Origin of the sequence: Arthrobacter pascens (assembly GCF_030816475.1) — a bacterium.
In the GTDB taxonomy this organism is placed as follows: domain Bacteria; phylum Actinomycetota; class Actinomycetes; order Actinomycetales; family Micrococcaceae; genus Arthrobacter; species Arthrobacter pascens_B.
Map to the genome: position 1 here is coordinate 2,087,625 of NZ_JAUSXF010000001.1, position 21,915 is coordinate 2,109,539.

19 protein-coding genes are annotated in these 21,915 nt (G+C 64.4%); 3 read left to right on the forward strand and 16 right to left on the reverse strand.

Features of this window, described 5'->3' with window-relative positions; translation table 11 throughout:
* The first annotated feature begins 15 nt into the window (after positions 1 to 15).
* From zwf to pgl, 3 genes are read left to right on the forward strand one after another with little or no spacing between them, the layout of a single operon-like run.
* The gene (gene zwf, locus QFZ40_RS09625; RefSeq protein ID WP_306904094.1) at positions 16 to 1,587 is read left to right on the forward strand and encodes a glucose-6-phosphate dehydrogenase; all 1,572 of its coding nucleotides are present in this window, start codon (positions 16 to 18) and stop codon (positions 1,585 to 1,587) included.
* Positions 1,584 to 2,525, forward strand: coding sequence for a glucose-6-phosphate dehydrogenase assembly protein OpcA (locus tag QFZ40_RS09630; RefSeq protein ID WP_306904095.1), 942 nt, complete (start codon positions 1,584 to 1,586; stop codon positions 2,523 to 2,525). Before zwf ends, QFZ40_RS09630 begins: the two co-directional genes overlap by 4 nt.
* The gene (gene pgl / locus QFZ40_RS09635) at positions 2,515 to 3,333 is read left to right on the forward strand and encodes a 6-phosphogluconolactonase (protein ID WP_306904096.1); all 819 of its coding nucleotides are present in this window, start codon (positions 2,515 to 2,517) and stop codon (positions 3,331 to 3,333) included. Before QFZ40_RS09630 ends, pgl begins: the two co-directional genes overlap by 11 nt.
* On the opposite strand, the gene QFZ40_RS09640 is transcribed toward pgl, so the two are convergent.
* From QFZ40_RS09640 to QFZ40_RS09715, 16 genes are all read right to left on the reverse strand, one after another.
* Positions 3,286 to 3,681: an RNA polymerase-binding protein RbpA gene (locus tag QFZ40_RS09640; protein WP_306904098.1), complete on the reverse strand. Its 396-nt coding sequence runs from the start codon at positions 3,679 to 3,681 to the stop codon at positions 3,286 to 3,288. The two genes, pgl and QFZ40_RS09640, sit on opposite strands and share 48 nt — an antisense overlap.
* 108 nt (positions 3,682 to 3,789) lie before the next feature.
* Entirely contained in the window at positions 3,790 to 4,047 is a 258-nt protein-coding gene (gene secG, locus QFZ40_RS09645) for a preprotein translocase subunit SecG (RefSeq protein ID WP_306904099.1), read from the reverse strand.
* A 50-nt stretch (positions 4,048 to 4,097) separates the two neighbouring features.
* Positions 4,098 to 4,913 carry a triose-phosphate isomerase gene (gene tpiA, locus QFZ40_RS09650; protein ID WP_306904100.1) on the reverse strand — a complete coding sequence of 272 codons (816 nt, stop codon included), beginning with the start codon at positions 4,911 to 4,913 and terminating at the stop codon, positions 4,098 to 4,100.
* Positions 4,914 to 5,000: 87 nt separating this feature from the next.
* Positions 5,001 to 6,227, reverse strand: a complete 1,227-nt coding sequence (locus tag QFZ40_RS09655; protein WP_306904101.1) for a phosphoglycerate kinase — start codon at positions 6,225 to 6,227, stop codon at positions 5,001 to 5,003.
* 10 nt (positions 6,228 to 6,237) lie between these two features.
* Positions 6,238 to 7,248: a type I glyceraldehyde-3-phosphate dehydrogenase gene (gene gap / locus QFZ40_RS09660; RefSeq protein WP_306904103.1), complete on the reverse strand. Its 1,011-nt coding sequence runs from the start codon at positions 7,246 to 7,248 to the stop codon at positions 6,238 to 6,240.
* Between the two features lie 263 nt (positions 7,249 to 7,511).
* The gene (locus QFZ40_RS09665) at positions 7,512 to 8,138 is read right to left on the reverse strand and encodes a superoxide dismutase (protein WP_306904104.1); all 627 of its coding nucleotides are present in this window, start codon (positions 8,136 to 8,138) and stop codon (positions 7,512 to 7,514) included.
* 172 nt (positions 8,139 to 8,310) lie between these two features.
* Positions 8,311 to 9,291 (reverse strand): DNA-binding protein WhiA, encoded by a 981-nt coding sequence (whiA, locus tag QFZ40_RS09670; protein ID WP_306904105.1) that lies wholly within the window; start codon positions 9,289 to 9,291, stop codon positions 8,311 to 8,313.
* A 9-nt stretch (positions 9,292 to 9,300) separates the two neighbouring features.
* Positions 9,301 to 10,320, reverse strand: coding sequence for a gluconeogenesis factor YvcK family protein (locus tag QFZ40_RS09675; RefSeq protein ID WP_306904107.1), 1,020 nt, complete (start codon positions 10,318 to 10,320; stop codon positions 9,301 to 9,303).
* Positions 10,320 to 11,246 carry an RNase adapter RapZ gene (rapZ, locus tag QFZ40_RS09680; protein ID WP_306904108.1) on the reverse strand — a complete coding sequence of 309 codons (927 nt, stop codon included), beginning with the start codon at positions 11,244 to 11,246 and terminating at the stop codon, positions 10,320 to 10,322. Before rapZ ends, QFZ40_RS09675 begins: the two co-directional genes overlap by 1 nt.
* 71 nt (positions 11,247 to 11,317) lie before the next feature.
* Positions 11,318 to 13,324 (reverse strand): excinuclease ABC subunit UvrC, encoded by a 2,007-nt coding sequence (gene uvrC / locus QFZ40_RS09685; protein ID WP_306904109.1) that lies wholly within the window; start codon positions 13,322 to 13,324, stop codon positions 11,318 to 11,320.
* A 61-nt stretch (positions 13,325 to 13,385) separates the two neighbouring features.
* On the reverse strand, positions 13,386 to 14,054 hold the full coding sequence (locus QFZ40_RS09690) for a lysophospholipid acyltransferase family protein (RefSeq protein ID WP_306904110.1): 669 nt from the start codon (positions 14,052 to 14,054) through the stop codon (positions 13,386 to 13,388).
* Positions 14,041 to 14,757 (reverse strand): HAD hydrolase-like protein, encoded by a 717-nt coding sequence (locus QFZ40_RS09695; RefSeq protein WP_306904111.1) that lies wholly within the window; start codon positions 14,755 to 14,757, stop codon positions 14,041 to 14,043. Before QFZ40_RS09695 ends, QFZ40_RS09690 begins: the two co-directional genes overlap by 14 nt.
* Positions 14,758 to 14,859: 102 nt before the next feature.
* Entirely contained in the window at positions 14,860 to 17,787 is a 2,928-nt protein-coding gene (uvrA, locus tag QFZ40_RS09700) for an excinuclease ABC subunit UvrA (RefSeq protein WP_306904113.1), read from the reverse strand.
* A 45-nt stretch (positions 17,788 to 17,832) separates the two neighbouring features.
* Positions 17,833 to 18,213, reverse strand: coding sequence for a GntR family transcriptional regulator (locus tag QFZ40_RS09705; RefSeq protein ID WP_306904114.1), 381 nt, complete (start codon positions 18,211 to 18,213; stop codon positions 17,833 to 17,835).
* Positions 18,210 to 20,024, reverse strand: a complete 1,815-nt coding sequence (locus QFZ40_RS09710) for an ABC transporter ATP-binding protein (protein ID WP_306904116.1) — start codon at positions 20,022 to 20,024, stop codon at positions 18,210 to 18,212. Before QFZ40_RS09710 ends, QFZ40_RS09705 begins: the two co-directional genes overlap by 4 nt.
* Positions 20,021 to 21,784 carry an ABC transporter ATP-binding protein gene (locus tag QFZ40_RS09715; RefSeq protein ID WP_306906889.1) on the reverse strand — a complete coding sequence of 588 codons (1,764 nt, stop codon included), beginning with the start codon at positions 21,782 to 21,784 and terminating at the stop codon, positions 20,021 to 20,023. Before QFZ40_RS09715 ends, QFZ40_RS09710 begins: the two co-directional genes overlap by 4 nt.
* Positions 21,785 to 21,915 lie beyond the last annotated feature (131 nt).

A 21,915-nucleotide genomic window follows, 5' to 3' on the forward strand; every position in this document is an offset into this window, starting at 1 on the left:
GGCACAACAGTTACCATGCCAGAAACCGAATACGGTAGGAACTCCTCCACGCGCCCGGGCAGGTCGGGGCGTAATCCGCTGCGGGATCCGCGGGATCGTCGTTTGAATCGGATTGCCGGTCCTTCTTCGTTGGTGCTCTTTGGGGTGACGGGGGATCTTGCGCGTAAGAAGCTGATGCCGGCTGTTTATGATTTGGCGAATCGTGGGTTGTTGCCGCCGAGTTTCGCGTTGGTGGGTTTCGCCCGCCGGGAGTGGGATAACGAGGATTTCGCTGCGGAGGTGAAGGCTTCGGTGAAGGCTTATTCCCGGACGCCTTTTGATGAGGCGGTCTGGAACCAGTTGTCGGAGGGGATCCGTTTCGTGCAGGGCGAGTTCGACGACGACGGCTCGTTTGAGCGCCTCGGCGAGACGATCAAGGAACTTGATGATGTCCGCGGGACCCGGGGGAATCACGCGTTTTATCTCTCGATCCCGCCGAAGGCGTTTGAGCAGGTCTGCCGGCAGCTTTCCAAGCACGGCCTGGCCCAGGCCGAGGGGGATAAATGGCGGCGGGTGGTAATCGAGAAGCCCTTCGGGCATGACCTGGAATCGGCCAGGCAGCTGAACGATATTGTCGAGTCGGTGTTCCCGCCGGACGCGGTGTTCCGGATTGACCATTATTTGGGTAAGGAAACGGTCCAGAACATCCTGGCGCTGCGGTTCGCGAACCAGCTCTTTGAACCGTTGTGGAACGCGAACTACGTGGACCATGTCCAGATCACCATGGCCGAGGACATCGGTACCGGTGGCCGGGCCGGGTATTACGACGGTGTGGGCGCGGCCCGGGACGTGATCCAGAACCACCTGCTGCAGCTGCTGGCGCTGACAGCGATGGAAGAGCCGATCTCCTTCAACGCCGATGACCTGCGCGCGGAAAAGGAAAAGGTCCTGGCCGCGGTCAAACTCCCGGAGGATTTGTCCACGCATTCAGCGCGCGGGCAGTTCACCGGCGGCTGGCAGGGCGGGGAACAGGTCCAGGGCTACCTGGAAGAAGAAGGCATCCCTGCCGATTCGACCACCGAGACGTTCGCCGCGATCCGGGTCGATATCCATACCCGGCGCTGGGCCGGGGTGCCGTTCTACCTGCGCGCGGGCAAACGCCTGGGCCGGCGCGTGACGGAGATCGCGGTGGTCTTCAAACGCGCCCCGAACCTGCTCTTCCGCGACCACGGCGAGGATGACTTCGGCCAGAACGCCGTGGTCATCAGGGTCCAGCCCGATGAGGGCGTCACGATCAGGTTCGGCTCCAAAGTCCCCGGCACCCAGATGGAAGTCCGGGATGTGACCATGGACTTCGGTTACGGGCATTCCTTCACCGAATCCTCCCCCGAAGCGTACGAACGGCTGATCCTGGACGTGCTGCTCGGTGAACCGCCGCTGTTCCCCCGGCACGCCGAGGTGGAACTGTCCTGGAAAATCCTGGACCCGTTCGAGAACTACTGGGCAGAACTGAACGAACAACCCCAGCCCTACGCCCCCGGCAGCTGGGGCCCGGCCTCAGCCGATGAACTGCTGGCCCGCGACGGACGAACCTGGAGAAGGCCATGATCGTAGACCTGCCCGACACCACCACCTCACAAGTCTCCAAAAAAATCATGTCCCTGCGCGAGCAAGGCGGCGTGATCGCCCTGGGCCGGGTCCTGACCCTGGTCGTCGTGACCAAATCCGGGCTCGAGGAAGAAGCGATCGAGGCAGCGAACGAGGCCAGCCGCGAACACCCCTGCCGGATCATCGTCCTCGCCGACGCCGGCAAAAACGCCCCCGACCGGCTCGATGCCCAAATCAGGGTCGGCGGAGACGCCGGCGCCTCCGAAGTCATCGTGCTCCGCGGCTACGGCCAACTCGCCCACGAGAGCGAATCCCTCGTCGCGGCACTGCTCCTCCCGGACGCGCCGATCGTGGCCTGGTGGCCGCACGGCGCCCCCGAAAACGCCTGCGAAACCTCCATCGGACGGATCGCGCACCGCAGGATCACCGACTCCGCCAACGAACCGGACCCGCAACAAGCCCTGGAAAACATCCGCACCACCTACAAAGCCGGCGACACCGACCTCGCCTGGACCAGACTCACGAACTGGCGAATCCAACTCGCGGCCGTCCTGGACCAAGTGGATCCCTCCCCCGTCACAGCCGTCGCCGTCGAAGGAGCCTCCGACTCACCCTCCACCATCCTCCTCGCCGCCTGGCTCACCCTGTCCCTGGACGCCCCCGTCACCATCGTCGCGGACCCCGCCGGAACCGGCATCCGCCGCGTCAGACTCACCCGCCCCGGCGGCGACGTCCAACTCTTCCGACCCGGACTCTCCATCGCCGAACTCACCCAACCAGGACAACCAGCCCAACGCATCTCCCTCCCACGCCGCAGCCTCAAAGACTGCCTCGCCGAAGAACTACGACGCCTGGACCCCGACGAAGTCTTCGGCGAAGTGATTACTATTGGACTGCCACGTACCAATCTAAGGAGTGTCCGGCCCAGTGAGCGTTGACCCACGAGTAAGCATCCATCCTGATTCGTCCGTCCTGATGGCCGCCATCGCGGCCCGCCTCATCACCAAGCTGGTGGATGTACAGGATAAATACGGGGAGGCCACGGTGGTGCTTACCGGTGGTACGGTCGGCATCGGCACGCTGAAGGCTGTTGCGGACTCCCCCGCGGCTCCGGCTGTCGACTGGTCGCGGGTGAACTTCTGGTGGGGCGACGAGAGGTTCGTAGCGGCGGACGATCCGGACCGTAATACGAAGCAGGCGTTCGAAGCGCTGCTCTCCCGCATTCCAGTGGATCCGGAGCGGATCCACCAGCCCGCTTCCTCGGATGATTTTGACAGTCCCGAAGAGGCTGCCGAGGACTATGCCCGTCGCCTCCGGGAGGCTGCCCGGGCCGAACATGCAGCGGACATGTCCGAGAACCGGCCCGAAAACCCTGGGGCACTTCCGCGGCTGGACGTCGTGTTGCTGGGCGTCGGACCGGATGCCCACGTCGCGTCCCTGTTCCCTGAGCAGGGCGGGATCCGGGAAAAAGAACGGACAGTCGTGGGGGTGCGGAATTCGCCCAAGCCCCCGCCGCAGCGGATTTCGCTGACGCTGCCGGCCATCAACACTGCAGCCGAAGTCTGGATGGTGGTTGCCGGTGAGGACAAAGCCGGAGCAGTGGGCCTGGCACTGGCCGGCGCTAACCCCGTCCAGGTGCCGGCAGCAGGTCCCAGGGGAACGTCGCGCACCCTCTGGCTCATCGACGAGAATGCGGCCTCAAGGGTCCCGCAGCAGCTCGTCCGGAAGGACGCCGCGGGCGCGTAACTTTTCCAGCGCTCCGGCCAGTACGTCTTCGGCGTCCTGGTCGGAGCGCCGCTCTTTAACGTATTCCAAGTGGCTTTTGAAGCCCTCATCCACGGGCTCTATCAGCGCTGATTCCTGTCCGTCCCTGGAGGCCGGAGTACCGCATCTGCGGCAATCCCAGATGAGTGGAATCTGATCCTCCGGCAGCTTAAGAAAAACAGGCCGCGTTTCGTGTCCCTTCGCACACCAGTACGAAACACGAATCCGCGGCAACCTGTCCCCCGGAAAATCGTCGGCTTCGTTCCGGGGACCGGCTCCTTCCGTGACACCCACACGGGTGCCGCGGAAGCCTGACGTACTGTGTACCATCGGCACTCCTGGCTGCTTAACGAACTGTGGCTGTTGGAAGCCAACAGCCACAGTTTAGTTCGCCGTTTCCCTTGGCGGCAGTGCCGGGCAGGGATCAGTCTTGAAGGACTAGGAGTCGGCGGTGCCCGAGAAGCGCATGATCAGGCCGAGAGCAATGATCACGACGCCCCAGGTAACGCCCAGGATGATCGTGAACCTGTTCAGGTTGCGCTCGGCTACACCGGAGGAGCTCAGGCCGGAACTCATGCCGCCACCGAACATGTCCGACAGGCCGCCGCCCCGACCCTTGTGGAGGAGGATGAGCAGCGTCAGCAGAAGGCTGGTGATACCCAGGAGGATCTGCAGAATGACATGAAGAACGTCCACGACGGCCTTTCAGAAAGTTGGAATTGCGGGAGCTTTGCGCTGCGTCCGGACTACTCCGTCAGCAGGTGACTCTCGAACCTGACAATACTAGCAAACTCGGCAGGGTCGAGGCTGGCCCCGCCCACCAACACGCCGTCGACGTCCCGCTGGTTCAGGATGGCTGCGACGTTGCTGGACTTGACCGAGCCGCCGTAGAGCAGTCGGATCTTCGCTGCAGCGTCATCCCCGAAGATGCTGGTGAGTTCTGCCCGGATAGCCGCACACATCTCCTGGGCATCTTCAGGTCCAGCCACTTCGCCGGTGCCGATGGCCCAGACGGGCTCGTACGCCACAACAAGCTCGCTTGCCTGTTCGGGCGTGATGCCCGCGACGTCGGCCCGGAGCTGCGTGAGCGTGTGCTCCACGTGGGTTCCGGCCTGGCGGATTTCCAGCCCTTCGCCGACGCAAAGAACCGGAGTCAGGCCATGCTTGTACGCAGCCTTGACCTTGGCGTTGAGGACCTCGTCGGATTCGTGGTGGATGGTGCGGCGTTCGCTGTGGCCCACCAGTACGTACTTGCAGCCCAGCTTGCCCAGGAACTGGCCGGAAATATCTCCGGTGTAGGCTCCGGAATCGAACTGGGACAGGTCCTGGCCACCGTACGCGATGTCCAGTTCGTCACCCTGGACCAGGGTCTGCACGCCGCGAAGGTCCGTGAACGGAGGGAAGACTGCCACCTCGACCCGGTTGTAGTCGTGTTTGGCGTCGGACAGGGTCCAAGCCAGTTTCTGCAGGAGGGTGATGCCCTGGACGTGGTCCATGTTCATCTTCCAGTTGCCCGCGATGAGAGGCGTGCGGTCAAAAGCGCCGTTCGTTGACGTAGTCACGTGTTCTCCAAGAGTTCTTGATATGTGAGCGGCCGGCAGGGTGCACGCTGGCGCCCTGCCGGCCGGAGGACTCGACAGTCCGGATACTTAGCGGTCCAGGACGCTGAGTCCCGGGAGTTCCTTGCCTTCGAGATATTCGAGGCTGGCACCGCCGCCGGTGGAAATGTGGCCGAATTCGTCGTCCGCGAAACCCAGCGTACGCACGGCGGCGGCTGAGTCCCCGCCGCCTACCACGGTGAATGCATCGGCCGCAGTAAGGGCCTGGGCCACGGCGCGTGTTCCAGCAGAGAATGCTTCAAACTCGAAGACTCCCATGGGTCCGTTCCAGAACACCGTCCGGGCGCCCTTGATCCGGTCCGCGAAGGCGGCTGCCGATTCCGGACCAATGTCCAGGCCGATGCCTGAGGCCCCGAAGCTGCTGCCTTCGATGTCATCCGCCGCAACCGTTTCGTGGGCGGCGTCGGCGGCGAATTTCTCCGCCACCACGACGTCGGTCGGTACTACGAACTCAGTGCCGGCGGCTGCAGCCCGCTGGAGGTAGTCCTTGACCACCGGGATCTGGTCCTCTTCCAGGAGGCTGCCGGCCACTTTGTGGCCTTCTGCCGCCAGGAACGTGAACAGCATGCCGCCGCCCACGAGGATGGTGTCGGCCTTGCCGATGAGGTTGTCGATGACGGCAAGCTTGTCCGACACCTTCGAGCCGCCGAGCACGACGACGTAGGGGCGCTGGGTGTCGGACGTCAGCTTCCGGAGCACCTCCACCTCGGTGTGCACCAGGTCGCCCTGGTAAGACGGAAGCCTGGTGGCGACGTCGTAAACGCTGGCGTGCTTGCGGTGCACGGCTCCGAAGGCGTCATCCACGAAGGCGCCATTGCTGCCCGTCAGGGCGACTAGTTCGTCAGCGAATTCGGCCCGCTGGGCGTCGTCCTTGCTGGTCTCGCGGGGGTCGAACCGGACGTTCTCCAGAACGAGCACTTCGCCATCCTGCAGTGAGGCAGCGAGCTTCTTCGCGGAGCTGCCGACGGTGTCTTCGGCGAGGGCCACGTTGAAGCCAGCGAGTTCGGCCAGCCGCGAGACGGCAGGCTTGAGAGAGTATTTTTCCTCCGGCGCGCCCTTGGGGCGTCCGAGGTGGGCTGTTACCAGCACGCGGGCACCGGCGTCCGTGAGCTTTCCCAGGACCGGCAGTGAGGCCTTGATGCGGCCGTCGTCAGTCACTGTCGAGCCGTCGAGCGGCACATTCAGGTCACTTCTGACCAGAATGTACCGCCCGCGGACACCTTCAGCGATCAGTTCGTTGAGGGTGTGAAATGTCATGTGTCTAACCCTAGCCCAGCTTGGATGCGACGAGCTCCGTCAGGTCCACGAGGCGGTTGGAGTAGCCCCATTCGTTGTCATACCAGGAAACAACCTTGACCTGGTTGCCGATGACCTTGGTCAGGCCTGAGTCGAAGATCGACGATGCCGGGTCGCCGACGATGTCGGAGGAGACGATCGGCGCGTCGGTGTAGGTGAGGATTCCCTGGAACTCATCGGAATCCGCAGCCTTCTTCAGTGCCGCGTTGACTTCCTCGACGGAGGTCTCGCGGGAGACGGTCACCGTCAGGTCCGTGGCGGAGCCGGTGGGGACAGGTACGCGGATGGCATAACCGTCCAGCTTGCCCTTGAGCTCCGGCAGGACCAGGCCGATGGCCTTGGCCGCACCCGTGGAGGTGGGGACCATGTTGATCGCGGCGGCGCGTGCACGGCGGAGGTCGTTGTGCGGGCCGTCCTGCAGGTTCTGGTCCGCCGTGTAGGCGTGGATGGTGGTCATCAGGCCGCGTTCGATGCCGAAGGTGTCATTGATGACCTTGGCCAGCGGGCCGAGGCAGTTGGTGGTGCAGGAAGCGTTGGAGATGATGTTGTGCGCGGCGGGGTCATACAGCTCGTGGTTCACGCCCATCACGATGGTGATGTCCTCATCGGAGGCCGGAGCCGAGATCAGGACCTTCTTGGCGCCGGCGTCGATGTGCTTCTGCGCGGCGGCAGCCTTGGTGAAGAAGCCCGTGGACTCGATGACGATGTCAACGTTCAGGTCGGCCCAGGGAAGGTTGGCGGGATCGCGCTCGGCGAGGACCTTGATGATGTTTCCGTCGACGACGATGTTTCCGTCCTTGACCTCGACGGTTTCCTTCAGGCGTCCGCCGACGGAGTCGTACTTGAGCAGGTGTGCGAGGGCCTCGGGGCTGGTGAGGTCGTTGACGGCAACGATCTCCAGGTCCGCGCCCTGTGCGAGTGCTGCGCGGAAGTAGTTGCGGCCGATACGGCCAAAGCCGTTGATACCAATACGGGTCGTCACTTTTTCAGTCTCCTTGGTGCTTGTAGAAGCACAACTTAGTCGAGCAGGCGTTCAAGCCAACTAACAGATCCCGCACGCCATTGGGCAGAGATAATTACCAGATCGGAGGGCGACCAGCCACGTTGCTGAAGGCTAACCGCCTTCCGTGACCTATCTTACGTTTAACAGGGTCTGCCCCCGCAAGTGCGGGGGCAGACGGTCCACATTCCGGCCAAAAAGCCGCTAAATGTGAAGTTTGTTACACCGGCGTGTACCGGAGGTCACTACGGCAGGGTGATCAGGCCCGTCGCGCTGGAGCGGGCCGCGTCGAAGCGCTTGGCCACATCCGCCCAGTTGACGATGTTCCAGAATGCCTTGACGTAATCAGCCTTGACGTTCACGTAATCCAGGTAGAAGGCGTGCTCCCACATGTCGAGCATCAGCAGGGGGGTCGTGCCGAGTGCCACGTTTCCCTGCTGGTCGTAGAGCTGCTCGATGACAAGGTTGCCACCGATGGGCTCGTAGGCCAGGAAGCCCCAGCCGGATCCCTGCAGCCCCAGGGCCGCAGCCGAGAACTGGGCGCGGAAAGCGTCAAACGAGCCGAAGGCGTCGTCGATGGCTGCTGCCAGCTCACCCTCGGGCTTGTCGCCGCCGTCCGGGGACAGGTTGTTCCAGAACACGGAGTGGTTGACGTGGCCGCCGGTGTGGAACGCAAGGTCCTTGGACAGCCGGTTGATGTTGGCGAAGTCGCCCTTGTCGCGGGCATCCGCGAGCTGGGCCAGGGCGTTGTTGGCGCCCGTTACGTAGGCTGCATGGTGCTTGCTGTGGTGCAGCTCCATGATCCGCGCCGAAATGTGCGGCTCGAGGGCTGCGTAGTCGTAGCTGAGTTCTGGCAGTACGTACTCGGTCACAAAATCCTCCAATATCGTGGACGGTCTGTCCGGTTTGTAACTCTCGGATTGTGCATCCGGATGACATGCACCCGGAAGATTGCAGTGGCGGAAACCTGGCGGCCGTTCCCGGAGCATAACCGGCAAGCCGGGCCGGGTATTTCCGTCACATCGTCTGATTCTAGGGGCGCTGCTACTCGTCCAGCATTTCAGGCGTCACATTGGCGTCTGTGCCGGGGATGCCCAGGTCAAGTGCCCGTTTGTCCGCCATGGCCAGCAGCCGGCGGATGCGGCCGGCAATGGCGTCCTTGGTCATCACGGGGTCTGCCAGGCGTCCCAGCTCATCCAGGCTCGCCTGCTTGTGGGCCACCCGCAGTTCGCCGGCGTATTTGAGGTGGTCCGGAACGTCGTCGCCCAGGATCTCCAGGGCACGGTCAACGCGTGCCCCGGCCGCGACGGCCGCCTGGGCGGAACGCCTCAAGTTGGCGTCGTCGAAATTCGCCAGCCGATTGGCCGTGGCGCGGACCTCCTTGCGCATCCTCCGCTCTTCCCAGACCATGAGGGCGTCGTGGGCGCCCATGCGGGTGAGCAGCGCCGCAATGGTGTCGCCGTCGCGGATCACCACGCGGTCCACTCCCCGGACCTCCCGTGCCTTGGCCTGGATGCTGAGCCGGCGCGCCGCACCCACCAGCGCCAATGCGGACTCGGGGCCGGGGCAGGTGACCTCCAGCGAGGAGGAACGGCCCGGTTCCGTGAGGGAACCGTGGGCAAGGAACGCGCCGCGCCAGACAGCCTCGGCGTCCGCAGCGGAGCCGTTCACGACTGCCGAAGGAAGCCCGCGGACTGGCCGGCCGCGGCCGTCAAGCAAGCCCGTCTGGCGGGCCAGGGCCTCGCCGTCGCGGACCACCCGCACCACATAGCGGCTCCCCCGCCGCAGCCCTCCTCCGGAGACCACGATGATTTCGCTTTGGTGGCCGTAAACTTCCGCGATGGCCGCCCGCAGGCGGCGCGCCGTGGACGCCAGGTCCACTTCAGCCTCGATCACGATCCGGCCGGAGATGATGTGCAGGCCGCCGGCGAACCGGAGCATCGCGGAGACTTCAGCCTTCCGGACTGATGACTTCTTGATGTCCAGACGGGACAGTTCTTCCTTGACCGATGCTGTCAGTGCCATGGCACCTTCCTAACTGTTCCCGAAAATATCGTGGTACGCCGCTGCCAGACGCAATGGGTCGTGGACAGGCCGGCGGCCCGACGCCCCTACTTTACCCAAGACAACCTCGGCGCCGATCATCCCCGCCGCTTTCTCGAATTCTGGCAGGTCCGGGACCGACGCCGGGTCTGCGAGGACAATGTCGACGCCGAAGTCCGGTGCGTACCGGCGCAGTGCGTGGAGGTGGTCCGCGGCGGACATGCCCGTGGTCTCCTTGGTGTCCGTGGCCAGGTTCATGGTCAGGCAGCGTTTCGCCGGGGTGCCGCACAGTGCCTGGCGCATCTCCGGGAGCAGCAGGTGCGGCAGCACCGAGGTGTACCACGAGCCCGGTCCCAGGATGATCCAGTCGGCCAGTTCGATGGCCGTCAGGGCATCGGTGCAGGCGGGTGCGTCGTCAGGCAGCAGCCGGACCTGCTCGAGGGAACCGGCAACCGCGCACCGTGCCTGGCCCCGGATTGTCTGCATAGCCGACGCGCCGTCCGGGGCGGTGACCCGAATGTCGCCTTCGATGGTGAGCGGCACAGTGGACATCGGAAGCACCTGGCCGCGCGCGCCCAGCAGCGCGCCCGCCCATTTGAGGCCGGCAACGGTGTCGCCGAGCAGCTCCCACAGGGTCACGATAAGCAGGTTCCCCATCGCATGCTCGTCCAGCGACCCTCCGGTGCCCTTGCCCGGATGGAACCGGTGCTGCATCACATCGCGCCATGTCCGGCCCCAGTCGGTGTCATCACACAGCGCGGACAGCGCCATACGCAGGTCCCCCGGCGGAAGAACGCCGTACTCCTCGCGCAGACGCCCGGATGACCCGCCGTCGTCCGCCACCGTGACAATGGCGGTGAGTTCAGAGGTGAGCAGCCGCAAGGCCGACAGTGAAGCGGACAGGCCATGGCCCCCGCCAAGTGCCACAACATTGGGGCCCTTGTCCTGCTGGCCTGCTGCCGTTCCTCCCGAGGGAGGGATCAACGGCAGCGGCCCGGTGAGCAATCCCATTATTCGCGGCCCAGATCGCGGTGCGTGGTCGTCACGGTGACCCTGGGGTATTGGGCCAGTTTCTTGGAAAGTTCGACGGCGACGGCGACCGACCGGTGCTTGCCGCCTGTGCAGCCCACGGCAATCGTGGCATAGTGCTTGTTTTCCCGCCGGTACCCGTCCAGGACAGGCTCGAGCGCCAGAACGAAGCGGTCAATGAAATTCTTCACGCCTTCGGCCTCGAGGACGTACTCACTGACGTCCTTGTCCAGGCCCGTGTGCGGGCGCAGCTGCGGGACCCAGTGCGGATTGGGGATGAAGCGGACGTCGGCGACGTAGTTGGAATCCACCGGCAGGCCGTACTTGAAGCCAAAGCTCATGACGTTCAGCCGCAGGGCGACCGGCCCGGTTTCACTGAACAGTTCCGTGATGGCGGTGGCGAGGCCGTGAACGTTGTAGGTGGAGGTGTCCAGTACGACGTCGGCACTGTCCCGAAGTTCCGTGAGCAGTTCCCGTTCGGCTGCTATGCCGTCCAGGATCCGGCCGCCTTCCTGGAGCGGATGCGGCCTGCGGCCCTGTTCGAAGCGGCGGACCAGGACGTCGTCGTTGGCGTCGAGGAACAGCACCCGGAACGTGACGCCGCTGGCGGCAAGGGCCCCCAGTGCGGCGCGGATGTCGGCAAACAGGCCTTTGCTGCGGACGTCCATGACGACAGCCAGGCGCGGAATGGACTGGGGCGCATGCGACACGATCTCGGCGAGGGTGCCAAGCATCTGCGGCGGCAGGTTCTCCACGACGTACCAGCCGTGGTCCTCCAGCGCGTCCGAGGCTGTGCTTCGTCCCGCCCCGGACATCCCGGTGACCACCAGCAGTTCCGCTTCGACGGGCTTGACCGGCGTCAGCCCGTCGTCCTGCTCCGCCGGGGATTCCGCCGTCGAGTCTGCCATTAATTCCGCCCCAATTCTGTCGTGTTGTCGGACGGCAACCGCATCCGCGGAAACCCCGTTCCTTACCCTAGCTAAGTTTCAATGATTTCGCCGGTGGCCATGTTTACTGCCGGGGCAGTGTCCGCTTCCCCGCCGGTGCTGCTGAAGTGTTCCACAATGGCGCCGGCGAGGGCCGGACCGATACCCTTGGCCGCTGACAGTTCGGCTGCCGAGGCCGCCTTGACGCCCTTGACCGAGCCGAAATGGGCGAGCAGGGCTTTGCGCTTCGACTCCCCCAGCCCCGGAACACCGTCCAGGGCGGACACCGTCATGGCCTTGCCCCGCTTTTGCCGGTGGAAGGTGATGGCGAAGCGGTGGGCCTCGTCCCGGATCCGCTGCAGCAGGTACAGTCCCTGCGATGTCCGGGGCAGGATGACCGGGAAGTCACTGTCCGGAAGCCACACCTCCTCCAGCCGTTTCGCCAGCCCCACCACGTAGACGTCGTCGATGCCGAGGTCAGCCAGTGCCCGGGCTGCCGCATTGACCTGGGGTTTGCCGCCGTCGACTACCACCAGGTTCGGCGGGTAGGCGAATTTTGCCCGCGGAGCCGGCGTCGTGGTATCCAGCACCGCGGCATCGGCGGCCGCCGTCAGGGCGGCCTGGTGGCCGGCGAGGGCCGACGCCTCCACCTGCGCCGTCTTGTCTTGGAGATAGTGCCGGAACCGGCGGGTCAGGACATCGTGCATGGCCGCCGTGTCGTCCGCCGCGGCCGGGCCCGTGACTGAGAACTTCCGGTAGTCGGACTTCTTCGGCAGGCCGTCCTCCACCACCACCATGGACGCCACCACGTTGGTTCCCTGGACGTGGGAAATGTCAAAACATTCGATGCGCAGGAGTGGCACCGGCAGATCCAGTGCTTCCTGGAGTTCCTGGAGCGCCTGCGACCGGACTGTCAGGTCCCCGGCCCGCCGCGTCTTGTGAAGTTTCAGGGCGTGCTCGGCGTTCTCCCGCACGGTGGACATGAGCGCCGCTTTGTCGCCCCGCTGGGGCACCCGGATGTCCACCTTGGCTCCCCGCATGCCGCCGAGCCACTGCGCCAGTTCGACGGCGTTGCTGGGGGCAACCGGCACCAGCACTTCACGAGGAAGCCGGCCGTGGCTGTCGCCGTCTTCGCCGTAGACCTGCTGGAGGAGGTGCTCCACCAGGTCGGGCAAAGTGGAATCTTCCACCTTTTCGACAACCCAGCCCCGCTGGCCGCGGACCCGGCCGCCCCGGACATGGAACACCTGCACAGCCGCCTCGAGTCCGTCCTCGTGCAGCGCAAAGACGTCGGCGTCCGTGTCCTCGGCCAGCACCACGGCGTTACGCTCAAAGACCTTCCGCAGCGCTGCGATGTCGTCACGGAGCCGGGCGGCGCGTTCATAGTCGAGAGCAGCGACCGCTTCGCCCATCTGCTTTTCGAGCTTGGAGATGAAGCGCTTGGCTTCGCCGCCCATGAAGGCACAGAAGTCTTCCGCCAGGGCACGGTGTTCCTCCGGGGTCACCCGCCCCACGCAGGGAGCGGAGCATTTGTCGATGTAGCCGAGCAGGCAGGGCCGGCCGCTGGCCTGGGCGCGTTTAAGCACTCCCGGGCTGCAGCTGCGGACAGGGAAGACCCGCAGCAGCGTGTCCATGGTTTCCCGGATGGCTCCGGCCGTGTAGGGCCCGAAGTACCGGGTGCCCTTCCTGCGGTCTCCGCGCATGACCTGGACACGCGGGAACTTCTCGCTCATCGTGAGTGCCAGGTAGGGATAGGTTTTGTCATCGCGGAAGACCACGTTGAAGCGGGGCTTGAACTCCTTGATCCAGGTGAATTCAAGTTGCAGGGACTCCAGTTCGCTGCCCACCACTGTCCACTCCACGCTGCTGGCGGCGTGGACCATCGCGTAGGTTTTGGGCAGCAGTCCAGCCGGGTTCGCGAAATAGGAATTCAGGCGTGAGCGGAGGCTTTTGGCTTTGCCTACGTAGATGACCCGTCCATGGGGATCGCGAAACCTGTACACCCCGGGGTTGGTGGGAATTTCACCCGTCTGGGGCCTGTAACTTGCTGGATCTGCCACGCTTCCAGTCTACTGAGGCCGCGGGGGCGCCTGTGCCACTGGAGCAGCCTACCGGCTGCTGCTAGTCCACGGACTTGCTCTGGTTGTAGCTGGTGGACCGCTCCTGGCCGCTGAGCTGGGCGATGGCGTCCATGATACGGTCTGTGACCTGGCGCCGGGCGGGCAGCGAATGGTCGGGGCCCGTTTTCTCGAAGTAGAGGGGTTTTCCCACTTTCATGGTGAAGTGCCCCGGCTTGAAGCCCTTCTCGCCGGCGGGCTGCAGATTCTCCGTGCCAATCAGGCCTACAGGGATCACGGGGGCACCGGTGGTCAGTGCAAGCCACCCCACCCCGGTCCGTCCCCGGTAGAGGATGCCGTCCCGGGAACGGGTGCCCTCCGGGTAAATCCCGATGCCCTTGCCTGCCTCGAGGATGTCCAGGAGGGTCCTGAGGGCCTGGACGCTGGCCGCCTGCTCCCCGCGTTCCACCGGGATGGATCCGACCGATTCGAAGAAGGATTTCATGACTTTGCCTTTGATGCCGCCTGTAGTGAAATACTCGGCCTTGGCAAAAAAGGCCACAGGGCGGGGCATGAGCGCCTGGACAATGACGCTGTCAAAAAAGGAAAGATGGTTGGGTGCCACAATGAACGGGCCGTCCTTGGGCACGTTCTCCAATCCGATGACCGTTGGCCGGCACGTGCCGGCGATCAGTCCGCGCGTGGTCCAGCGGACCGCGTCAAACAGTGCCATCGTTTTGCACCTCGCTCATTGCCGCGGAGTGAATAGCTTCAAGGCGTTCAATGGCGGCTACAAGATCGGCCGCGGAGTCAACCACGGTCACCGCTCCCGCATCCTCGAGTTCACCATCGGGGGCAAACCCCCAGCCCACGCCGATGCAGTCAAGGCCATTGGCAATGGCGCCCGCCACGTCCTGGGCACGGTCACCCACCATCACCGCATGGTGGGTGGAGAGATCCCCCAGCGCGGCGGCGATGATGCCGGTCTTCCCGACAGGCCCCGCCGCGGCGGCAGATTCGTCGTCGGAGGATCCCCTGATGAACTGGAACAGGCCCGCGATCCCGTGGTGTTCCAGTACTATGCGTGCCAGGCCCTCCGGCTTCTGGGTCGCCACCGCCACCTGCCTGCCGGCTGCTGCGAAGCTGTCCAGGACATCCTGTATCCCCGGGTAAAGCCGGCCCTGGCTGATGCCGGTGCTGAGGTAGTACTGCCGGTAGCGGCTGATGACCTCATCGAGCATGCCCGCCGGGACCATGGCGACGTTAAGAAGCGAATCGCTCAGCTTGGGGCCGATCATCGCGTCGAGCAGGTCCTGGCCTGGAACGGGGAGGCCAAGCTCCGTTAGAGCGGCTGCGATTCCATCTGTTATTCCCCCGGCCGGATCGACAAGAGTGCCGTCCAGGTCAAAGATAACGGGCACTGTTGTTTGAGTCACCGGCTTAGTTTCTCACGACACCAGTCCTGCCCGAAAACTCGCATACCCCGCAGGGAATAAATACGGAATATGCAGGGAGTACTTTCAGGACCGGCCGGCAGGTCAGCCCAGAATGTCAGCAAGGAAGGCCGCGGTGTGGCTTTCCTCGGATTTTGCCACCTGCTCGGGGGTTCCGGTCGCCACGATCTGGCCGCCGCCGGACCCGCCGTCAGGGCCGAGGTCGACGATCCAGTCCGCGCTCTTGATGACGTCCAGGTTGTGTTCGATGGTGATCACGGTATTGCCCTTGTCCACAAGTCCCTGGAGCACCATCAGGAGCTTCCGGATGTCCTCGAAATGCAGGCCTGTGGTGGGTTCGTCGAGAACGTACACGCTGCGCCCGTTGGACCGCTTCTGCAGTTCCGCGGCCAGCTTGACGCGCTGGGCCTCCCCGCCAGAGAGCGTTGTGGCCGGTTGCCCCAGGCGCACGTACCCCAGGCCTACGTCCACCAGGGTGTTCAGGTGCCGTGCGATGGGTGAGAAGGCGGCAAAGAACTCCGCCCCTTCTTCGATGGGCATGTTGAGCACGTCGGCGATGGTCTTGCCCTTGTAGTGCACTTCAAGGGTCTCCCGGTTGTAGCGTGCTCCGTGGCACACCTCGCAGGGCACGTAAACGTCGGGCAGGAAGTTCATCTCGATCTTGAGCGTGCCGTCGCCCGAACACGCTTCGCAGCGGCCGCCCTTGACGTTGAAGGAGAACCTGCCGGGGAGGTAGCCACGGACCTTGGCTTCAGTGGTCTCGGCGAAGAGTTTCCTGATGTTGTCGAAAACGCCGGTGTAGGTGGCAGGGTTGGAGCGCGGAGTGCGGCCAATGGGGCTCTGGTCCACGTGGACCACCTTGTCCAGGTGTTCCAGGCCCTGGACCGACTTATGCCGCCCCGCCACCTGCTTTGCACCGTTGAGCTTGTTAACCAGCACCTTGTACAGGATCTCATTGACCAGCGTGGACTTGCCGGAGCCGCTGACGCCGGTCACCGCAGTAAACAGGCCCAGCGGGAAAGCGGCATCAACGTTAACGAGGTTGTTCTCCCGGGCACCCACCACTTTGAGTTCGCGCTTCTTGTCGTACTTGCGGCGCTTCTTCGGCACTTCAATGCTCTTGCGCCCCGACAGGTAGTCGCCGGTCAGCGACGCGGTGTTCTCCAGGAGGTCCTGGTAGGAACCAGAGTGGACCACCTGGCCGCCGTGTTCACCGGCGCCCGGTCCGATATCCACGATCCAGTCGGCGACGTGGATGGTGTCCTCGTCGTGCTCCACGACGATGAGGGTGTTGCCCATGTCTCGGAGCCTGGTCAGGGTATCGATGAGACGCCTGTTGTCGCGCTGGTGGAGCCCGATGGACGGCTCGTCCAGGACGTAGAGCACGCCCACCAGGCCCGAGCCGATCTGGGTGGCGAGCCGGATGCGCTGAGCCTCGCCGCCCGAGAGGGTAGCCGAGGGCCGTTCCAGATTCAGGTACTCCAGCCCGACATCCAGGAGGAACGTCAGCCGCGCCTGGATCTCCTTGAGGACCTGGTGTGCGATCTGGGCCTCGCGGCCGGTCAGTATCAGGTTGTTCAGGAACTCCGCGCAGTCGCGCATGGGGAGCGCGGCGACGTCGGCAATGGACTTGCCGTTGATGAGCACCGACAGGGATGCGGGGTTGAGGCGGGCACCGTTGCAGGCAGGGCAGGGAATCTGCCGCATGTACTCTTCATAGCGGTCGCGGGCCCAGTCGGAGTCAGTCTCGCCGTGCTTGCGGTGGACGTACTGGATGGCGCCTTCGAAGCCGGTGCTGTACTTGCGTTCCCGGCCGAACCGGTTGCGGTACTGCACCACCACTTTGTGGTCCTTGCCGTGCAGGACCGTCTGCCGGACGTCCTTGCCCAGCTTCTCCCAGGGGGTGTCCATGGAAAATCCAAGTTCCTTGGAGAGGCCCTCCAGGAGCCGGTTCCAGTACTCAGTGGTGGCTGTTCCCAGCGACCAGGGAGCGATGGCCCCTTCGGACAAAGAGAGCTCGGGGTTGGGGACGATGAGTTCCTCGTCAACTTCCAGCCGGGTTCCGATGCCGCTGCAGGCGGCGCATGCGCCGAAAGGGTTGTTGAAGGAGAATGACCGCGGCTCGATCTCGTCGATGGCGAGGGGATGCTCGTTGGGGCAGGCCAGGTTTTCGGAGAACGCGCGGGTCCGCCCGGGATCGTCCGCGTCAACGTCCACGAATTCCGCCAGGACACGGCCCTCGGCCAGGCCCAGGGCGGTCTCAATGGAGTCGGTAAGGCGCTGGCTGATGCCTTCCTTGACCACGAGCCGGTCCACTACCACTTCGATGGTGTGCTTGAACTGCTTTCCCAGCTTGGGCGGATCACTCAGCTGGACGAGGTCGCCGTCGACCCTTGCCCGGGAGTAGCCCTTGGCGGTCAGCTCCTTGAAGAGCTCCACGAATTCGCCTTTGCGCCCCCGGACTACCGGAGCAAGGACCTGGAAGCGGGTGCCGTCTTCGAGCTCCAGCAACTGGTCCACTATCTGCTGCGGTGTCTGCTTGGTCACCGGTTCTCCGCAGACAGGGCAATGCGGGCGGCCTACCCTTGCCCAGAGCAGGCGCATGTAATCGTAGATTTCAGTGATGGTGCCGACCGTGGAGCGGGGGTTCTTGCTGGTTGACTTCTGGTCGATGGAAACAGCCGGGGACAGTCCTTCAATGAAATCGACGTCCGGCTTGTCCACCTGGCCCAGGAACTGGCGGGCGTATGCCGACAGCGACTCAACGTAGCGCCTTTGGCCCTCCGCAAAAATAGTGTCGAAGGCCAGGGAGGACTTTCCTGATCCGGACAGGCCGGTGAAGACGATCATGGCGTCGCGCGGCAGGTCCAGGTCCACGTTGCGAAGGTTGTGCTCCCGCGCTCCCTTGACCACCAGGCGCGACAGGTCCGGGCGCGAGGGCTTGGCGGTGGCCGGTGCGGGTGTGACGGGAACGGATTCGACTGCTGTTTCTTCAGCGAGGGCTTTAGGCACCCACTAATGCTAATCGAAAACTTCTTCGAATATCCACGCTGGCCGCTACTCGGCGTCGTAGGCCGCAGCCAGTAGCTGGACAGCCTCCGCAAACGAGGCCCCCTGCGCCCTTGCTGCTGCCGCGTACTGGCCGGCTGCGACGGAGAGGGCGTCCGACCGTGCGTCCCGCGGAAGCACCAGGGTGCCGTTCCTTCCGCGGGTGGCCACCACGCCGGCGGCCTCAAGTTCCTTGTAGGCGCGGGCCACGGTGTGGGGTGCCACATCCAACAGCCCGGCCAGGGCCCTGACTGCCGGAAGCCTGGTACCGGGCGGCAGGGCGCCGCTGTCCGCCAGCTTGATCACGTGCAGGCGCAGCTGTTCAAACAGCGGCACTGTACTGGCCTGGTTCGGCTTCCAGGTGCCGGGAAAGTCCTCCACGCCGCTCATATTCCGGCTTCCAAAGCGCCCGGCATGCCCGTGCGTCCCGCAAACTGGGCGTTGTAGAGCCGGGTGTAGTGGCCGTTGGCTGCAAGCAGGCTCCGGTGGTTACCCTGTTCCGCAATGCGTCCGTGATCCATGACCAAGATTAGATCAGCGTCGCGGACCGTGGACAAACGGTGGGCAATCACGAAGCTCGTCTTCCCCTGCCGCAGCCGCTGCATTGCCTGCCGAATCAGGACTTCGGTCCGAGAATCCACGGAACTGGTGGCCTCATCCAGGATCAGGACGCTGCGGTCCGCCAGCTGCGCCCGTGCGATGGAAATCAACTGGCGCTGTCCCTGGCTGAGCGGATCTCCGCCGTTATCAAGCAGCGTGTCATAGCCGGCGGGCAGCGATCTCACGAAGTGGTCCACATGGCTGGCTTCCGCCGCTGCCACGATCTCAGAGTCACTGGCACCGGGCCGGCCATACTCGATGTTCTCCCTGATGGTTCCGGAGAACAGCCAGGCATCCTGCAGGACCACGCCGAAGCCCGCGCGGAGGGCGTCCCTGGGCATGGCCGCGATATCAATGCCGCCCATGGTGATCCGGCCCGAGTCCACCTCATAGAAGCGCATCAGGAGATTGACCACCGTAGTCTTGCCCGCACCGGTGTGGCCGACGATGGCCACCGTGCGGCCAGGATCAACAGCAAAGGATAGACCCCTGACCACGGGGACCGACGGGCGGTATCCGAAGATGACGTCGTGGAAGACGATACGGCCTGCCGGCTCCGCAGCGGAGCGCGCTCCTCCCGGTTCGGCGGGGATCTCCGGGGCATCCAGGAGGGCGAACACCCGTCGTGCTGAGACCAGGCAGGACTGGATGACATTGAGCATGCCGCCGATTTGCCCGACTGGCTGGGTAAAAAGCCTGCTGAACTGAATGAACGCCTGGATGCCCCCGATGGTCATGGCTCCCGCCGTGACCTGCAATGCGCCTACGACCGCGACGGCGACGTAGTTGAGGTTGGCGATAAGGACCATCAGAGGCTGGACCACTCCCGATGCGTACTGTGCCTTCGCCGAAGCCCGCGCAAGCCGGTCGTTGCTGGCCTGGAACACTGAGGCGGCCTGCTCCTGGTGTCCGAAGGCCTTGATGACCTCGTGCCCGGTGATGAACTCGTCGACGTGCGCATTCAGCTCGCCGGTCTCCGTCCATTGCAAGGCGAATTGTGCCTGCGAACGGCGGGCTACCAGGACGGTGATCAGCGTGGTCAGCGGAACGGAGACCAAGGCTATGCCGGCCAGGAGCGGAGAGATCCACAACATCATCGCGAGGGCACCGCACAGCATGAGGACGGACATGATCAGCTGGGTCAGGACCTGGTTGAGGGCCTGCGAGATGTTGTCGATGTCATTGGTGGCCCTGCTGAGTACATCCCCCCTGGACTGTTCCTGGAAATACGAGGACGGGAGCCGGTGCAGCTTGTCCTCCACCGAGGCACGGAGGCGGTACATGAGGCCGTGGACGGAGCTGGCAGTGAGCGTGCCCTGGATCCAGTTGAAAAGCGAGGCGCCGACGTACATCAGGGCAACCGCCGCCAGGAGTTTACCCAGCTGCGGTTCGTTGAGGACCCCCGTGAAGAGACCTGCTACAACGATGTCGGTGGCGTCCCCCAGGTACTTCGGAGCGGCAACATTCGACGCCGCAAAACAGCACGTGGCGGCGACGGCGGCGAGCATCTGCCATCTGAAGGGCCGCAGCAGGCCAAGCAGGCGCCGTGCCGTGGGCCAGAAACTGCCGCCTGCCGGCTCCCCCGACAACGGCGCCGTCATGGCATATCCTCCAGTTCCAGCTGCGACTCTGCAATTTGCCGGTAAGTGGGAGAGATCTCCAGCAGCTCCCGGTGGGTTCCCTGCGCCACGAGGCGGCCATCGTCGAGCACCAGGATCAGCCCGGCACCGGTGACCGTCGCAATCCGTTCAGCCACGATAATGACCGCGGCCCGGCCGATGGCCACGTCCAGGGCCTCCCTCAGGCGGGCCTCGGTGTCATAGTCGAGCGCGGAGAAGCTGTCGTCGAAGAGGTAGAGGGGCGCGCGCCGCAGCAGGGCCCGAGCAATGCACAACCGCTGGCGCTGGCCGCCGGAAAAGTTTGTTCCACCTTGTCCGACGGGAGCCTCGAGGCCCAGCGGCAGATCACGGACGAAACCCGCCGCCTGGGCAGTCCCCAGTGCCTCCCAGAGCTCAGGATCCGTTGCCGCCGGCGCCGCGATCCGCAGATTGTCAGCGATGCTCCCGGTGAAAAGGTGGGACCGCTGTGGAACCACGGCCATGTTCCCCCGCAAGGAGTCCAACGAGACGGAACGGACGTCCGCCCCGCCCACCGTGATCAGGCCGGCGGTTGAATCCAGGAAGCGCGGCACGAGGTTGAGCAGGGTCGATTTTCCGCTGCCCGTCGAGCCGACGATCGCGGTGGTGATGCCCGGCATGGCGGTGAAGCTGATGTCCTCCAGCACCGGGGCTTCAGCACCGGGGTAGGAGAAGCTCACACCCCGGAACACCACACCTCCGCCGTCGAAAACCGGCCCCGCGTATCTGGAGGGTCGGTCATCGTGAGTATCTGTCGGGGTGCCGTGCAGATCCTGTCCATCCCTTATCGAGGGCACAGTGTCCAGTACGGCCCCGATCCGTTCTGCGCAGACGGCGGCCCGGGGTGCTGTCATGAGCACGTACATGGCCATCATGATGGCCAGCAGGATCTGCAGGATGTAGGCGACAAAGGCTGTCAGGGCACCGATCTGCATCTCCCCGGCATGGACCCGGTGCCCTCCAAACCAGACAACTGCAACTGAAGAGAGATTCACCACGATCATGATCGAGGGCAGCATGGCCGCCACCACCAAGGCGGACTGCAGATTGTTCCCGGTCAGGCCTGTGTTCATCCTGGCAAAGCGGAGCGTCTCATGCCGTTGCCTGACAAAGGCACGGATCACGTTGGCCCCGATGATCTGTTCGCGCAGGATTCCCCCTGTCCGGTCAAGCAGCTCCTGCCCTTCCCGGTACAAGGGCACCAGGCGCCGGACGATGAGGTACATGATGACGAACAGGACGGGCATGATGATGATCACTACGGACGAAAGCACGACGTCCTGGTCCAATGCCAGCACCACTCCACCGACTCCCATGACGGGTGCGGCCACCAACATAGTGAACACGAGGACGGCGAAGGACTGGATCTGCTGGGTGTCATTGGTGGCGCGCGTGACCAGGCTTTGCGTGCCGAATTCCGCCACCTCCTGGGAGGACAGCGACTGGATCCTGGCAAAGAGCTCTCCCCGGAGCTGACGGCCCAGTTGCATCGCCACCACTGCACCGAGGTACCCGGCCGCGATGGCCGCTGCCGCCTGGAGGGCGGCAATGACTGCCATCACAGTGCCGAGCCGGAGGATCAAGGGGGTGTTGCCGGCCACGATGCCGTCGTCGATGATGGCCGCGTTGATCGTGGGCAGCAAAAGGTTTCCCGCCGTCTGGACCAGCTGAAGGAGGACAATGGCCGCCACGGGTGCCTTGTAGCCGGCAAGCAGCCGGATCATCAAGCCAAAAAGCACCACACCTCCTGGAAAGAGTTCGGGAGGCCCGCCGCGGCCGGTCTTAGCGCCTCCCCGATGGCCGCTCCGTCATTGTAAGCCACATCACTTTCCGTTTCCGGTCACGCGGCTTTACC

What these genes read in the sequence shown, in the direction of transcription:
- QFZ40_RS09640 (WP_306904098.1), bottom strand. Translation starts at nt 3,681, where the DNA reads ATGGTACACAGTACGTCAGGCTTCCGCGGCACCCGTGTGGGTGTCACG.
- QFZ40_RS09630 (WP_306904095.1), top strand. Translation starts at nt 1,584, where the DNA reads ATGATCGTAGACCTGCCCGACACCACCACCTCACAAGTCTCCAAAAAA.
- QFZ40_RS09710 (WP_306904116.1), bottom strand. Translation starts at nt 20,024, where the DNA reads ATGACGGCGCCGTTGTCGGGGGAGCCGGCAGGCGGCAGTTTCTGGCCC.
- QFZ40_RS09655 (WP_306904101.1), bottom strand. Translation starts at nt 6,227, where the DNA reads ATGACATTTCACACCCTCAACGAACTGATCGCTGAAGGTGTCCGCGGG.
- rapZ (WP_306904108.1), bottom strand. Translation starts at nt 11,246, where the DNA reads ATGGCAGACTCGACGGCGGAATCCCCGGCGGAGCAGGACGACGGGCTG.
- QFZ40_RS09705 (WP_306904114.1), bottom strand. Translation starts at nt 18,213, where the DNA reads ATGAGCGGCGTGGAGGACTTTCCCGGCACCTGGAAGCCGAACCAGGCC.
- QFZ40_RS09715 (WP_306906889.1), bottom strand. Translation starts at nt 21,784, where the DNA reads ATGATCCGGCTGCTTGCCGGCTACAAGGCACCCGTGGCGGCCATTGTC.
- whiA (WP_306904105.1), bottom strand. Translation starts at nt 9,291, where the DNA reads ATGGCACTGACAGCATCGGTCAAGGAAGAACTGTCCCGTCTGGACATC.
- QFZ40_RS09690 (WP_306904110.1), bottom strand. Translation starts at nt 14,054, where the DNA reads ATGGCACTGTTTGACGCGGTCCGCTGGACCACGCGCGGACTGATCGCC.
- QFZ40_RS09675 (WP_306904107.1), bottom strand. Translation starts at nt 10,320, where the DNA reads ATGGGATTGCTCACCGGGCCGCTGCCGTTGATCCCTCCCTCGGGAGGA.
- zwf (WP_306904094.1), top strand. Translation starts at nt 16, where the DNA reads ATGCCAGAAACCGAATACGGTAGGAACTCCTCCACGCGCCCGGGCAGG.